This is a genomic window from Pseudoalteromonas sp. BDTF-M6 (assembly GCF_018334135.1).
Taxonomy (GTDB): domain Bacteria; phylum Pseudomonadota; class Gammaproteobacteria; order Enterobacterales; family Alteromonadaceae; genus Pseudoalteromonas.
This window is the reverse complement of record NZ_JAGXTQ010000003.1, coordinates 418,570-432,584: the sequence shown is the minus strand read 5'-3', so window position 1 is coordinate 432,584 and position 14,015 is coordinate 418,570. Positions and strand designations below refer to the sequence as shown.

The following is a 14,015-nucleotide window of genomic DNA, read 5'->3' as shown; positions in this document are numbered from 1 at the left end:
CGGGCGCCACTTCGCATTAAGATTTTTCGTTTTCCAACGGGCCGGCGCCTATGTCTATCTTTTCTTCCTGCGGCGTGAAGTCGGGGTCGAGCGACAGGTTAGCAAAGGGGTTGGCCTTGGCTTTGTTACTTGGCTCTTCCTCGTTATTTTCTTCTTCACCCTGGTCTTGAGCGGTTTCCTCTGGCGCTTGTTGTGCCAGGGCCGACTCCAATTCCATCAGGGCATCGTCCAGTGATTGTGTTTCGGGCTCGTTGAGTTCCAGATTTACTTCTGGCTCAGGCTTCATTTCGCTCGGCTCGTCAGTAATGGCCTGGGCGTTGAGAGGTTGCGCTTCGACTTGTTCCACTTCGCCTTGCTCGTCTTCAAGCGTTGGCGTGGCATGAGGCTCAACTATCTCGGTCAGAGCTTCAGTAGGTTGGGCCGCACTTGGCTGATCTAGAACCTGCTCAATAACGGCTTCTTCGTTATCTTGCTGTGGCTCGGGCGTTTGCTCGAACTCCTCAGCGTGAGTCGGATTTTCCATGCTGGGCTCGTCCTCAACGGGCAGTTGTGGCGCGTCACTGCTCGGTTCACCTTGGTGGCCACCTTGGTGACTTTGCGGCTCTTGCTCAGCAGGTGCGCTGTCAGTCGTTTGCGTGGTGTTCGAGCCGCTTGCCTGGTTTAAATAGGCCTGAAATTCTTCATCTGACATGCTCGACCAATCCTTACTGGTCGGTTGCGATGTGGGTTCGGGCGTATCTTCTTGCGGCTGCGCGTTTGTCTCGGCTTCGGGGGTAGCCGTAGGCTCTGTTACAGGAGTCGGGCTCGACTTCTCAGTATCTGCTTGCGCTTTTTTACGCACAAAGGGGTGGATTTCGGCGCAATGCTGGGGCTCGCTATGGCTGGCGGCTTTGCTTGCAGCGGCCGTACGGCGTAAAGGTGCAACATTCTGCGGCTGTGGCTCGTCGTTGCCATCGGCTTGCGGTGTTTGCTCAGTTGAGGGTTCGGCTGAAGGCTTGGCTGAGGGCTCAGCAGAAGCATCGGCTGAGGGGGTTCCCAACAGGGCATCCGCTTTTTCTTTCAACAGTGTTCTGGTTAGTTCTGGGCTAAGCGCTGCATGAGCCCCATAGGTCAGTAATTGCTTAATTTGGTCTTTATGAGCAGAGTTTAGTTCTTCGCCGTAGTCACGGGTGCTGATGCTGAGCACATGCTCAACAAACTCTTTCTCATGCAGCACGAAACTTGGCATGGGCGACTTAAATACCGCCTCGTTGTTAAACACGATAAGACAGTTGATCTCTTGCATCGGCAGTGAAAGCATCTCGGCCAAACTCTGCGCTTGTTCACGCAAGGCGGTAAGAGGGTTTGCAAACTTTTCGTCTTCGCCGTGGTGTCGGGTGGTCCATTCCTGGGCCTTTTCGCCGCCGTAAATATCACCGACAGCATCGATGTGGGCGACCATAAATACACCAAAGGGGCTCAGCAAGAGGTGTTCTATGTTTGTGCTTTTGCCTTCCTCACCGGTGGCGATGGGCACGTTGGTAAACTTGCTGTAAAGCTGCGGGTCTAAGGTGGCTTTTTTATTGCCGATCAATTTTTTCAGAGTCTTTATAAACTCCGAGGGCTTACTCATGGCTTGCGGTTTGCCTTCTGGCGACAATTTCGGCTTAGCGATAGCAATTGATTCTTGGCGTTTTTTACGCACCACCACCAGTGCGGCAATGCCAACTATGAGCACGAGTAAACCGAGAAGTGCAGGGACCATCATGTCCATCAGGCCTGATGTTGCAGTTTGTGCAATGGGCTGAGGTTTAGGTGCCACCTTGGTTGGTTTTGTTTGGGCTTTTGGTTCGGCCTTAGGCTGTGTTGAGTTTAGCTGTGCAGTCTGGGTTTCTGTGGCGCTGCCTGCTGCTGCCGTTTCGGTCTTGGCCTGCTCCTCAGCGGAGGCTTGTTGAGGCGCACTTGCTAAGGTAGCCACTACTTCTGGCTTGGTGGTGTTGCTCGGGGTGCTTTGCGCCTGCGTGGAGGCCAGCTCTTCTGCGGCACTGGTTTCGGTTTTAACTTGCTCTGTAAAAGGTTCGGGCTTAACCAGGGTCGCGCGCTCTGGCTCGTTAGCGCTTGCCTGAGGTCTTGTTTGTTGCTGTGCTTGGGCGTTTTTAAATTGCTGACAGTTTCTGTCATAGTCGCGCCGCGCGCTACGGTAAGTGGGATGCGTGCGCGAATGGTCGAATTGAGCCATTTGTTGTTTTAATAGAATACACATGGCGCGGTTATATTCTCGCGCCTCGGCTTCGCTAGCTGGCAACAGAACTAGGGTAAAAAGTAGTAGAAAAGCTAATCTCATTTCCGAAACATAAGTAAACATTGTGTTATCTTCACCTAGTCTAACAGTTATTCTATTAATTACGCTATAGCCTTATATAGTCATTTTAAAATTCAATAGGTTAAATCCAGCCTGTGTGCGATAATGGCACTTGATGCAGTGAGAAAATAGCATTTTTTTTGTGCGATTTTATTGACTAATAACAAATTATTAGCATGAATTTGTGTTACCCTGATTTGGTAATTAAGTATTAGTGGTGGGTAGTTAATGCGTCTTACGCGGTTGTTTTTACTCGATCTACGCCAAGTGATCCTGGGCTTTACCCTGCTCTTGGTGCTTATTACCCTGGCTAACCAGTTTGTTATTAGTTACCGGGTTTACACCCAGCAGGCCATGACCCAAAGCCTGGAGGCAAACCGCGCCTACGCCGGTAAAATGGCCGATATCACCAGCCAGTTTATTCAATCCTTGCAAATGCAACTGGCCTATAGCGCCCAGTCTCTGAGCCGCGATCTGGATAACCCCGCCCATCGCAAACAAGAGGTGCAGCGTTTGCTGGCACAGACTGAATCCTTTAATTCTGTGGTGCTTATCGATCATCGCGGCGAGGTGATCAGCGCCGCCCCGGAGCAACTGGGGGCCGTGGGTTTAACCCTACAATCGAGTGAGGCTAAACAGTCGTTAAGGGCCCAGCAGCCCTTGATGCCACAGCCCTTTGTATCGCCCTTGGGCAACCTGGTGGTAAGTCCTTCACATCCTATTTTTGCTGAGGGTGAACCCAAACGTTATCTGGGTTATATCGCGGGCACCATTTATTTAAATGGCAACAATATCTTATCCCGTCTATTGGGGACCCATTTTCACGGTGCAGAGTCGCGTATTTTGGTGCTCAGCGAGAATGGCGCCGTGGTCTATGATAACCAGCGTCAGCATATCGGGATGACCATAGGCGACGTGCACCCCTTATGGCCTGCGTTTATGCAAGCGCAAGCGGGTGAAAGTGGCGCCATGATCAGCACAAAAGAAGAGGCTCAGCTAATAGGCTATGCGCCGGTCAAGGACATGCGTTGGGTTGTCCTGGTGGTGAGTGCGCAGCAGCAGGTGGTCACCAGTGTGGGTAACACCATAGGCAACCTGATGAAAAAGGCGGCGCCGGTCACTCTAATTACGCTGTTAGCCATTTGGCTGCTTGCCGGTACCATCAGTGCGCCATTACAGCTACTGGCACGAAGAGTGCGCGACAACGATAAAACCTTTAGCGATATCCCCGCCTGGTATAACGAGGCTAAAACCCTGAAGCGGGCCATTGAAACTTACAGCAATGAGCAGCTGCAGCGCATCAGTGCACTTAACCTGGCGAGTAACACCGATCCTTTAACCGGCATCGGTAACCGCCGCTATATGCAAGCTTGCTTAGACTCAATGAAAGAGCAGGGGCAGGCGTTCGCTGTGCTGGCTCTTGATATCGATCATTTTAAGAAAATCAATGATCACTTTGGTCATGATATTGGCGATGAGGTGATCAAAACCCTGGCGCAGTTACTAAAGCTGGGCTGTCGTGAATATGACAGTGTGTGCCGCAGCGGCGGCGAAGAGTTTATGCTGCTATTACCCGGGCTTCATGTGGAAAAGGCACAGGAACTTGCCGAGCGCTTGCGTCAGCAGATAGCCAGCCATGAGTTTGCGCCCGTGGCCCAGGTAACCGTATCGGTGGGGGTAAGCTTGTGGCAGCCGGGCAACGAGATAGGTGCCGCACTTAAGGCCGCCGATAACGCTCTCTATAAGGCGAAACACAATGGCCGCAATCGCACCGAGGTGCAGTGGCTTTAACGCTGTTTCTGTCGCTCCATCAGAGTGAGTAAGCGTTGCGATAAGCCCCAGACCAACCGCAAGATCACCAATAGGGTGATGATCAGCAACAAGGTTTGGTCGCTAATAAACAGCCAACTCAGGCTCAGCGTGAAGCACGAAAACAGGCAAATTCGTAATAAGGTATTATTTTGTTTTTGAACACGTTTTTGCATAGTTTAGGTCACCTGGGTTGCTTGCCCTAGTGTAGCAAAGAAAACACCGATTTTTTGCCATGGTAAAAAAACTGTCACTCTAAAGTCATTGTTTTATATTGTCTTGATATATAACAATACGCTCAGGTGCACAGACGATATTGTGCTAAGCTACAAGAAAATAAGACAAAGAATAACATCACTTCATGACCCAGTCCTTCAACGCCCTGTACCAAACAAGCAGCAGTGAGCAAGCCTATGAGCTGGCCTTATCGATGATCGATGAGGTATTTGCTGCCAAATACTGTTTTGTCGGTCGCCTGAGTGACGATGGCGCGCGGGTACGCACCGCGGCTTTTCATGGCCAAGGGAATGTATTGGCCAACATAGAGTATGGGCTTGAAGAGACCCCCTGTGCCGACGCTCTGCAAAGCGTTGATGTCTGTATTTACAACGAGCAGGTTGCGGACTTGTTTCCTCAAGACACCATGTTGAGGGAGCTGGGTATCCATGCCTATTTAGGCGTGACGCTGCGTGATGTGGCCCGAAATCCCATCGGCATTTTGGTGGCCATGTTTGAGCAGCCACAGGATTTTAGCGAACAAAGCCTGCAATGGTTTCAAGACCTGGCCTTTATCGTTGCCGCACAGGCGCGCCATGATATTGATATTGAACGAAAAAATAACATGCTGGCGGAGCTGTCGCTGCGCAATATTGTGTTCGAGCAAAGCAAAGAAGCCATTATGATCACCGACAGTGAGAACAAAATCCTGCGTGTGAATCCGGCATTTGAACTTTACACCGGGTATCGTGAAAGCGAATTATTGGGGCGCTCCCCCGGGGTGTTGGCTTCGGGCCGTCACGACCAGCCTTTTTATGCCAACATGTGGCAGCAGTTGCACAACCATGGTCATTGGCGTGGTGAGGTCTATAACCGCCGCAAAAATGGCGAGGTGTACCCGGAAGAATTATCGATCACGGTTAATCGCGATGATAAGGGTGAAATCTCCCATTATATAGGTCTTTTTCGCGATATCAGCGATTGGAAAGAAAGTGAGCGACAACTGCGCTTTTTTGCCAACCAAGAGCCGCTTACCGGGCTGCATAATCGTCGCAGCTTTTTAGAGCGAGTAGAGCAGCATATTGACCTGTTTAATGAGCAGCGCACACTCAGCTCTTTATTGTTTTTGAACCTCGACCGCTTCAAAGACATCAACGATCTCTATGGCCCGGAAGTGGGAGACAGAGTGCTGGTGGCGGTGGCCTTACGCTTGCAACACTGCGTATTAAGCTCGGACGTGCTAAGCCGTTATGGCGGTGATGAGTTTACCTTGTTGCTGGCCAACAGCTCACCACAGCAGGCCTACGCCTGTGCCCAGCGTATTTTAACCCACATCTGCCAGCCAATCCGTCTTGGCGAGCTTAATATCGAGCTGACCTGTAGCCTGGGCATCGCCCATATCGATAACAATACCAAGAGCGCCACGGTGTTCGTACGCAACGCCAACCATGCCATGCTCAGCGCTAAACGGGCCCAGTCTCAAAGCATTGTTATCTACAGCGACGAGATTGAGGGCCAGTACTTACGTAAAATTCAGCTGCGCGACAAGCTGGCCAAGGCGCTTAAGGCCAATGAATTGAGCGTGGCTTATCAACCCATTATCAGCTTGCGCAGCGGCAAAATCACCAAGTTTGAAGCGCTTGCCCGTTGGCATGATGAGGAGCTGGGCACCATCTACCCCGATGAGTTTATTGCCATTGCCGAGGAGTTCGGTTTGATCTCCGTGCTCGGGCAATTCGTGCTCAAACGGGCCTTGAATGACTTGGCCACCCTGCACAAGCGGGGCTACCGTCATATCGGCGTGTCGGTCAATCGTTCGGCATCCGAGTTTAACCATTTGTTGCAGCCGGTTGAGGCGATTTTGGCGGCGTTGCACGAACATCAAATCGCCACCCATCAGCTTACCATAGAGGTCACCGAGTCGGTGGCCATTGGCGCACAAAAGCAGGTGCAGGATCAGCTTAATGAGCTCCGTGACAAGGGCGTCAAGGTGGCCCTGGACGACTTCTGTACCGGCTATTCCTCGCTCAGCCACCTTATCGACCTGCGCGCCGATTACCTCAAAATTGATAAATCCTTTACCCAGCAACTGCTCGGTGAGCATAAGCATCAGGTGGTGATCGCCAGCCTGATCAAAATTGCCTCCGAGCTGGATATGGAAGTGATCGCCGAAGGCGTCGAGTGCGAAGAGCAGCATCAGCAATTGCGTGATTACGGTTGTCACTTTAGTCAGGGTTTTTATTACTCTGAGCCGGTTAGTCTGGCTCAGGCGCTGATCCTGCTGGAGCAAGCCGACTCTTTGACCAGCCCGCTTGAGGTGAGCCACTAACTGGGCTCCTTCGTTGCTCCTTGGCAGACAGCCTTGGTGTCCCTACTCAATAGTGTGAATTTTTATCGCCACGATAAAATAATCTTGTTTTACCGGCGTTAAGCGGCAAAGCATAATGCCGCCTTTTGCTTATTGAGAGGGCACTATGCGCGGCTGGATAATCTACACTGATGGCGCCAATCTATTAAAACCAGAGCGATATGAAATCGAACGACTGCTGGCGGTTGCCAAAGAAGAGAATATCGAGCTGGAGGTCTATGCCCCGGATCAATTCGATCTACTGGTCACTCGTGAAGATGAAAAAAGTATCTTGATCGATGGCAACCCGGTGCCTCTGCCGGACTTTGTTATGCCGCGTATGGGGGCGGGTACCACCTATTTCGCCCTCGCCATTATCCGTCACTTAGAGCGCCTTGGGGTGTACTGTGTCAATGGGGCTCACGCCATAGAAACGGTCAAAGACAAGCTTTATGCGCAGCAAATCCTGGCTAAGCAAAACCTGCCCACGCCAACCACCATGTTGGTGAAGTTCCCGGTCAACATCGCCCTGGTTGAGCAGCAAATTGGCTTCCCCGTGGTGGTAAAAACCTTGTCGGGCTCTCAAGGCAGCGGCGTATTTTTGAGTAAGACCCGCAACGAGTTCGACGACTTGATGCAACTTATTGAGGCGACCAGTCCTCAGGCCAATATTATTCTGCAGCAGTTTGTTAAAAGTAGTCATGGCCGCGACTTACGAGTACTAACCATAGGCGGCAGAGCCGTGGCCTGTATGGAGCGTAACAGCGGCGGCGATAACTTTAAGGCCAATGTCAGCGCCGGTGGCACGGGCTCGCTTTATGCCATCACCCCGGAAATTGAATGGTTGGCAACGCAAACCGCCAATGCTCTGGATCTCGACGTGGCCGGTATCGATTTATTGTTCGATGAGCAGCACTTTAAGATTTGTGAAGCCAACTCCAGCCCAGGCTTTGAGGGGCTAGAGCAGGCCACCGCCATTGATGTGGCGCGGGAGATCTTCCACTTTATTCGTATTCGTCTGGGCATTTTCGATAAGCCGCAGTCGGCACCGAAGGCAGCTAAAAAAGCGGCCATGGAAACCGCTGAGGAAGCCTTAGAAGAGCTGTAACGACAGCCTGTCGGCAAATTGCTCCAGTGCATAAATACCGGCGCTGGAGTTGCCGTATTCATTGAGTTTGGGCGACCACACCGCCACCGTAAACTGTCCCGGCACTACGGCGATAATCGCACCACCGACGCCCGACTTACCCGGCATTCCGACGCGGTAGGCAAAGTCTCCGGCGGCATCATAGAGGCCACTGGTAAAGAGCAGGGAATTGAGCTGGGAGTTTTGCTTGGCGGCAAGAATGCGTCGCTTTGAGGCCACATCCACGCCCTTATTCGCTAAATAGGAAAAGGTACGCGCCAATTCGGCACAATTCATCTCCATGGCACAAAAGCCAAAATACACCTTTAAGACTTCCTCCACTTCGTTTTCAAAGTTATTAAACGACGCCATTAAATAGGCCATGGCGGCATTGCGATGGCGGTGTTGAAACTCCGAGCGAGATACCTGCTGATTGATATTGATGCGCGGATTACCGCTGAGCTGACGTACCGTTGCCAGCATATGGTGCGTCGGCGCACTGAGGCGCGAATAAAGCGCGTCGCAGGTAACAATTGCCCCGGCATTGATAAAGGGGTTGCGTGGGATGCCCTGTTCAAATTCGAGCTGGGTCAGGGAGTTAAAGGCCGTGCCCGAGGGCTCTTTGCCCACCCGCTGCCACAGGGTATCGCCATAGCGCTGCAGCGCCAGGGTAAGGGTCAGCACCTTGGAGACCGACTGTATGGTAAAGCGCTGCTCGCTGTCGCCGCTGAAATAACTCCGGCCATCAACCGTGTGCACCGCCATGGCAAACTGCTCGCCCTTTACCTGGGCCAGCGCCGGAATATAACTGGCTACCTGGCCGGGCATGTCAGGCAAACGCGCCCGTACATGGGTATTAATTTCGTCAATCACCTGCTGGATATTCATAGCACCCCACTCACTGCTTGGCTAAAGCGCAATCATACGGAATACGGCGCACGCGAAAAAGAGCCAAGACGAAATTTACGCGCCCGAGGGGTTCAACCCTGGGCGCTGTGCGGTGTGTGGCAAACGAGTTTAGCGTTGCAGCATAAAGGTTTCGTATTCGAGGCGATCAAACTGGCGGTTCAGCCAGACCAGTCCGAGCATGGTGGTAAGCAGCATGGACAAAGCGAAGCCGTAGCCATACATTTGCGGCCCGAGCATAATCGAGAACTCGGTCAGCATAAAGTTGGTCAAGGCCATGACGGCGACCAGAGACAGGGCCTCATAACGCCTGTCGAGATAGAACATGACGTTAAGGATAGCCATGACTATCACCTGCAAGGACACGCCCACCAAATCCACATAGAGCAGATGCAAATAGGCCAAGTCGATCTTGAGCAGGGTGAGAATTTCTTCACTCCACAGCAGCAGAAGTGCCAAGGTGAGTCCCTGTACCTTAAAGATCTGATAGAGACTGTTTTTACAGTCTAAAACCATTTGGTCTTTAAGGAGATACACGGACTCCAGGGTGCCGCCGTCGCGCACCGAGTTATAAAACTTCTCGTTGGACTTGGCGAAATCCGTCTCCATATGCAGCATAAACACGGCCATGCCGGGAATAATCGCCAGGTAGGCGACAAAAATAGGCAGATCGTAAATATAGGAGGCGCGAAAGCCGCCGATCACCTCGAAGGAGACCTCGGGGTGCGACCAAAACACAAACTTATCCACCCAGACCCCAAGGTTATACAAGAGACCGACCAGGGCGAGGGAGAAAAACGCTTGTTTTGGGTCTAAAAAGTCGAACGCTATCAGCTTGTTGGCACTAAAGGTGCGCAAAATAAAGAAGAGCAGGACGAAGGCGATTAAACCCTGGCAGGCGGCAAAAATAATCAGCAGCCCAAGAACACCGAACGGAGGTAATAACCAGGCGCCCAATACCATCAGGGTATAGCCGCCGCACAGGGTGATTACAATGCGGTAATACTGCTTCATCCCGCTTAAAAAGCCGATGATAAGCCAGAGGTTACACAGCACCACAAAGCCACAAAGCAGGGTCATTTTTACCGCCGAGTCGAGCTCGGTCTGACCGAGCACGGCAATGCCAAGGACGCTGGCCAACATGGAGACGACCAGCATGCAGCCAAGCAGATTCGGGGTGACCTTATGATCGTTGTGTTCAAATAAGCGGTCGGAGATAAAGCGGGTGAGCAGCACCTGAAACGCCCCACTCAAGAGCAGCGACCCCGCCATCATATAGGTGACCAGCACCAGAAACTGCACGATCAGGCTGCTGGGGAAAATGCGTCCTATGCTCAGCAGGCCAATGACCATCAGCGCCAGAATCGACAGCACCCAGGGACCGGAGCCGACAACGGCGGCCAGGCCATAGGCCTCCACATAGGAAAGCAGGGTGTTTTTGCGCAGAATACGACGCAGCTCAAAACCTATTCCTGCCATGCTAGCAGCTCCTCATACAGACCTTGGTAATGGTTATACATGGTGTGTTCCTGATAAAACCTTTGCACCCGTCGATAGCCGTTGTCACCGAGGCGACGCCAGTTTCGCGCATCATTGAGCAAGCTTAACAGTGCCGCACTGGTTTGGTTCGGGTCGGCAATATTGGTGACGTAACCGCAGCGGCCCAGGGCTTTATCTTCATCGTTCATGCCTTCGAGTATTTCCCGGCAGGAGCCCACTTCGGAGGCAACGCAGGGGACGCCGGCGGCCATGGCCTCTAGCAATACCAGGGGCTGCGCTTCGCTGATTGAGGTCAGCACGCAGACGCCAATATGCGGCATGATCTCGGCCACATCCTGCATGCCCAAAAAGCGGATATTGTCTTCCAGCCCCAGGCTGCTAACCAGCAACTTACACTCGTGGTAGTAGCTTGGATCTTCCTCGGTGGGGCCGACTATCCAGCCTTGCAGCTCAGGCTCGGAATTAACCGCCACCCGAATGGCACGGATAAAGGTTTTAATGTCTTTAATGGGCACCACGCGGCCGATGAGACCGGCGACTTTTGGCGGTGCCACCAAGCGGGCGTCGTAGGCCTCAGAAAAGCGGGCCATATTGATGCCGTTGACTATGATTTGGGTTTTTTCGGCAGGCGCACCATCGTGAATTTGCCGCTGTCGGTTGCCCTCATACAGGGCCACGATTTCATCGGCGCGGTCATAGGCGGTGCGTCCAAGCTGCTCAAAGAAATCGATCCAGGTTTGCCGCGTTTGCTCCATCTTCTTATGAATGCTGGTGTCCAACGCGCTGTGGCGGTCTTTAATCCAGCTCGCCTGGGTGAGGTCGATTTTACGCTCCTTGGTATAAATACCATGCTCGGTCAGCAAAAAGGGCGCGCTCTGTTGTTGTTTTGCCAAGGCGCCCAAAAACCCGGCATAGCCGGTGGAAATACTATGGAACATGCGTGCCTTAGGCAGGTTTTCGGCGATTTTTACTAGGGTAAAAAGCGGGCTGTATACATGTCTGAAGGTCCAGAAGTAATCGACGAAGGATTGCTGCTGAGCGTGCTGGTAATATAAATCGACGATCACTTCCCAGGAGCGCTCGCTGTAGAGAAAATCGCTAAAGCTCAGGCCTTGTTGTTTACCCAGGTTGTCGAGCAGACCCTGCAGTAGCTCGGGAGAAAGCGATTCCTCGGGGCGTTTAAAGCGCTCGATCACCGACTGCCACATGTTAAAGGCGGTTTTTTTACCGCGACGAGGGCGCGGCGTAAAGAGCCCGTGATGATCCATCAGGAAGTGCTTTTCTATGCCCACCACGTTATCCGGTAATTGATAATATTGCTCGCCGTAGGCCGACTTACAGCCACCGATAAAGACCAGATAAAAATTATACTGGGGCAAGCCGGTGATCAGCTGATGCACCCAGCTGGATACGCCACCGCGCACATAGGGGTAGGTGCCTTCGAGTAGCAGGCAAATATCAATAGGCTTCACGGCGCCAATACTCCCTTAATTCGTTGAGCGCTTCGCCTCGCTCCGTGGGTAAGTGACTTACCAAAAGGGCGGCATGGTGGTAGTCCCCTTGGGCAAAGGCGGCTTCGGCTAAATAGGGAGCCACCTGCTTCATCAACAGGCCACTGCGCCTGGCTTGCTCCAGGTATTGGTAGGCGCCCTGATAGTCTTGCAGCTCTAGCAATACTTTGCCAAGTTGTAGCTCGCTGCGCGCCGCAGGCGCGATTTCTTGCGCCTGCAACAGGTATTTTTTGGCCTGCTCCAGGTAGTGGGTGCGCAGGGGACCATCGGCGAGGCCCAGGTAGCACAGCTCCCAATAGAGCTCGGCAATTTGAAAATGGTGCGAGGCCCGTTGCGTTGATTGTTGTTGCTTAAGGGCATCGATTTTTTGGTTGATGGCAAACTCAATCTTTTCGATGGCGGCGTAGGCCAGCAAGCGCACGTCATCGGCCTTATCGGTGAGGGCCAGTTTAAGCAGTGGAATCGCCACCCGCTCTGGCAAGAAACGACAGGCATTGACGGCGATTTGGCGGCGCTCGTCCGAAGGGTTAAACAGCAAAATATCTTTAAGCGCGGCGGCGCCATATTGACCTTGCTCTAGTTGCTCCGGGTGCTGTGGTAACTCGGGGACCTCGGAGCGCTTCCACAGCGCCTGAGTCTGCTCTTTGGGCAGGTACAGGGCGAGAATAAACACGGTTGCCAGACCCAACATGCCGATGATGGGCATGCTGAAGGCGATGACAAAAATAAAGGCCATGGACGCCAGCACCGGCTTTTTATAGCGCATCGGCAATGCCAACCAGCATAACAGGGTGAAGGTGCCCGCCGCGGCACCGTGGCTGCTGGCATAGCCCAGCCAACCCAGCCAGCCGAGCTGGCTGTCACCGAGTAGGTACAGGCTGGCGGACTCAAAGAGTATCGTTTGAAGAATCAACCAAATCTTCATCAAAGGCTCCTAAATCGTCCAACAGCAGATTGACTTGCTGATGCTGTTCAAAGACCAGCAAGGGTCCCACCACGTCCAGTTCACCGGCGGCATAATTATGTTTATCGTTCAGAATCGTTTCTATGCGCTCGATAAATTGCTGCGCCTCTATCGCCGTAGTCATCGGCAGCAGGACGCAAAGCACTTGTTTCCCTTCACTATTTTCACAGGCCCAATAGACATCGGCACCACGGCGATAGTCGGTCACCCGATACAGATCCAGGTACTGTTTTGCACTGGTGTCGGTAAACACCACCAGGGCACTGTCGACCCCATAATGGCGTTTGTACCACAATTGATTGTCGAGGTACTGACTAAATAACTGCCTTTGTTCAGGTTGCAAAATGGGCGCAAACAACTGGTGCGACATAAAGTTAGCTATGTAGCCCGCCAGCAGCGCCATTAAAGCGATATTGCCCTCGGTCAGGGAGACAAATTTCACCTTTTCGGCCAAGAGCACGCCTTGAATTTCGCCGCTGACATCGACCATGGGCACCACCAGTTGATAGTGCAACTGATGCTCGTCGGACTCGATAAAGTCCGCCGGAGAGAGCACCGCCTTGGAGACCAGTACATCGGCCAACATGGGATCGCCCGGGTGCAACTGATGGTCGCTGCCCACCGTGGCCAGGGCCCCGGGAACCAGCTTGCCGTCCCGCACCTCGTACAGTCCGGCTTGATACATGGTGATCACATCGGCGAACACCTGCAGGCTTTTTTGTGCCAAATTGGCCAAGCGATTTTCGGTATGACCGGAAGCCGCCTGTTGCAACAATTGAATGCCGGTGCGCAAACTCATCTGCTTGCCCGCGGCGCGTTGTTCGAGCTGATCGTGAGAGATCTTTAACAGGTGGTAGTTTTGGGTAAAGCTTTTCAGCTTTTGTTCCATATATCTGTGGTTGAGATCGAATCTTTGGTTGATCTCGTGCCAGTGATCGCGAAACTCACCAACCAGCATGGTGACGACGGCGGTGCCCACCGACACCGAGAAACTAAGCTGAATTTGGGTGCCAAGCAGACGATCAAATAGGCCCGCGCCAAGCAGCAATAATACAAAGCTCATCATGCCGCGGCCAAAGCCATAGCGCAGCGCTATCAATACCGGTCCAAACATGGGCCAGTAGAAATAGTCGGTGGCCCTGTCATGACTCAGGGTCGATTGATAACCCCATATACTCAGCGCTAAGAAGGTAATGAACACCAACTCAAACCAGGCTATTGGCTGGTTATCGCTGCCGAGCAAGAGGCGATTGATAAGGGCATTGATACCCCGGCGTTTGCTATGTGGCATGGCC

Annotated in this window: 10 protein-coding genes; 3 read left to right on the top strand and 7 right to left on the bottom strand. The window is 52.6% G+C overall.

Annotated features, from left to right (window positions below):
- Window positions 1-16: 16 nt before the first annotated feature.
- Window positions 17-2,323: a nuclease-related domain-containing protein gene (locus KD147_RS09140; protein ID WP_212547613.1), complete on the bottom strand. Its 2,307-nt coding sequence runs from the start codon at window positions 2,321-2,323 to the stop codon at window positions 17-19.
- 246 nt (window positions 2,324-2,569) lie between these two features.
- Here KD147_RS09140 and KD147_RS09135 point away from each other — a divergent pair, with 246 nt between their 5' ends.
- The gene (locus KD147_RS09135) at window positions 2,570-4,132 is read left to right on the top strand and encodes a sensor domain-containing diguanylate cyclase (protein ID WP_105254426.1); all 1,563 of its coding nucleotides are present in this window, start codon (window positions 2,570-2,572) and stop codon (window positions 4,130-4,132) included.
- On the opposite strand, the gene KD147_RS09130 is transcribed toward KD147_RS09135, so the two are convergent.
- Entirely contained in the window at window positions 4,129-4,326 is a 198-nt protein-coding gene (locus tag KD147_RS09130; RefSeq protein WP_212547612.1) for a hypothetical protein, read from the bottom strand. The two genes, KD147_RS09135 and KD147_RS09130, sit on opposite strands and share 4 nt — an antisense overlap.
- Window positions 4,327-4,511: 185 nt before the next feature.
- Between KD147_RS09130 and KD147_RS09125 the strand changes: the two genes are divergently transcribed.
- On the top strand, window positions 4,512-6,695 hold the full coding sequence (locus tag KD147_RS09125) for a bifunctional diguanylate cyclase/phosphodiesterase (protein ID WP_212547611.1): 2,184 nt from the start codon (window positions 4,512-4,514) through the stop codon (window positions 6,693-6,695).
- A gap of 145 nt (window positions 6,696-6,840) precedes the next feature.
- A complete protein-coding gene (locus KD147_RS09120) occupies window positions 6,841-7,821 on the top strand; it encodes an ATP-grasp domain-containing protein (RefSeq protein WP_212547610.1) in 981 nt (326 codons plus the stop codon).
- Here KD147_RS09120 and glsB read toward each other — a convergent pair.
- The 5 genes from glsB to KD147_RS09095 all read right to left on the bottom strand — a co-directional run bounded on the left by glsB (window position 7,807) and on the right by KD147_RS09095 (window position 14,011).
- Window positions 7,807-8,727 carry a glutaminase B gene (glsB, locus tag KD147_RS09115; protein WP_212547609.1) on the bottom strand — a complete coding sequence of 307 codons (921 nt, stop codon included), beginning with the start codon at window positions 8,725-8,727 and terminating at the stop codon, window positions 7,807-7,809. The two genes, KD147_RS09120 and glsB, sit on opposite strands and share 15 nt — an antisense overlap.
- 129 nt (window positions 8,728-8,856) lie before the next feature.
- On the bottom strand, window positions 8,857-10,224 hold the full coding sequence (gene pelG, locus KD147_RS09110; protein WP_212547608.1) for an exopolysaccharide Pel transporter PelG: 1,368 nt from the start codon (window positions 10,222-10,224) through the stop codon (window positions 8,857-8,859).
- Window positions 10,212-11,717 carry a GT4 family glycosyltransferase PelF gene (gene pelF / locus KD147_RS09105; RefSeq protein WP_212547607.1) on the bottom strand — a complete coding sequence of 502 codons (1,506 nt, stop codon included), beginning with the start codon at window positions 11,715-11,717 and terminating at the stop codon, window positions 10,212-10,214. The genes pelG and pelF overlap by 13 nt, the downstream gene beginning before the upstream one ends.
- Window positions 11,704-12,681, bottom strand: a complete 978-nt coding sequence (locus KD147_RS09100; protein WP_212547606.1) for a hypothetical protein — start codon at window positions 12,679-12,681, stop codon at window positions 11,704-11,706. Before KD147_RS09100 ends, pelF begins: the two co-directional genes overlap by 14 nt.
- Window positions 12,644-14,011: a PelD GGDEF domain-containing protein gene (locus KD147_RS09095; protein ID WP_212547605.1), complete on the bottom strand. Its 1,368-nt coding sequence runs from the start codon at window positions 14,009-14,011 to the stop codon at window positions 12,644-12,646. The genes KD147_RS09100 and KD147_RS09095 overlap by 38 nt, the downstream gene beginning before the upstream one ends.
- Window positions 14,012-14,015: the final 4 nt, after the last annotated feature.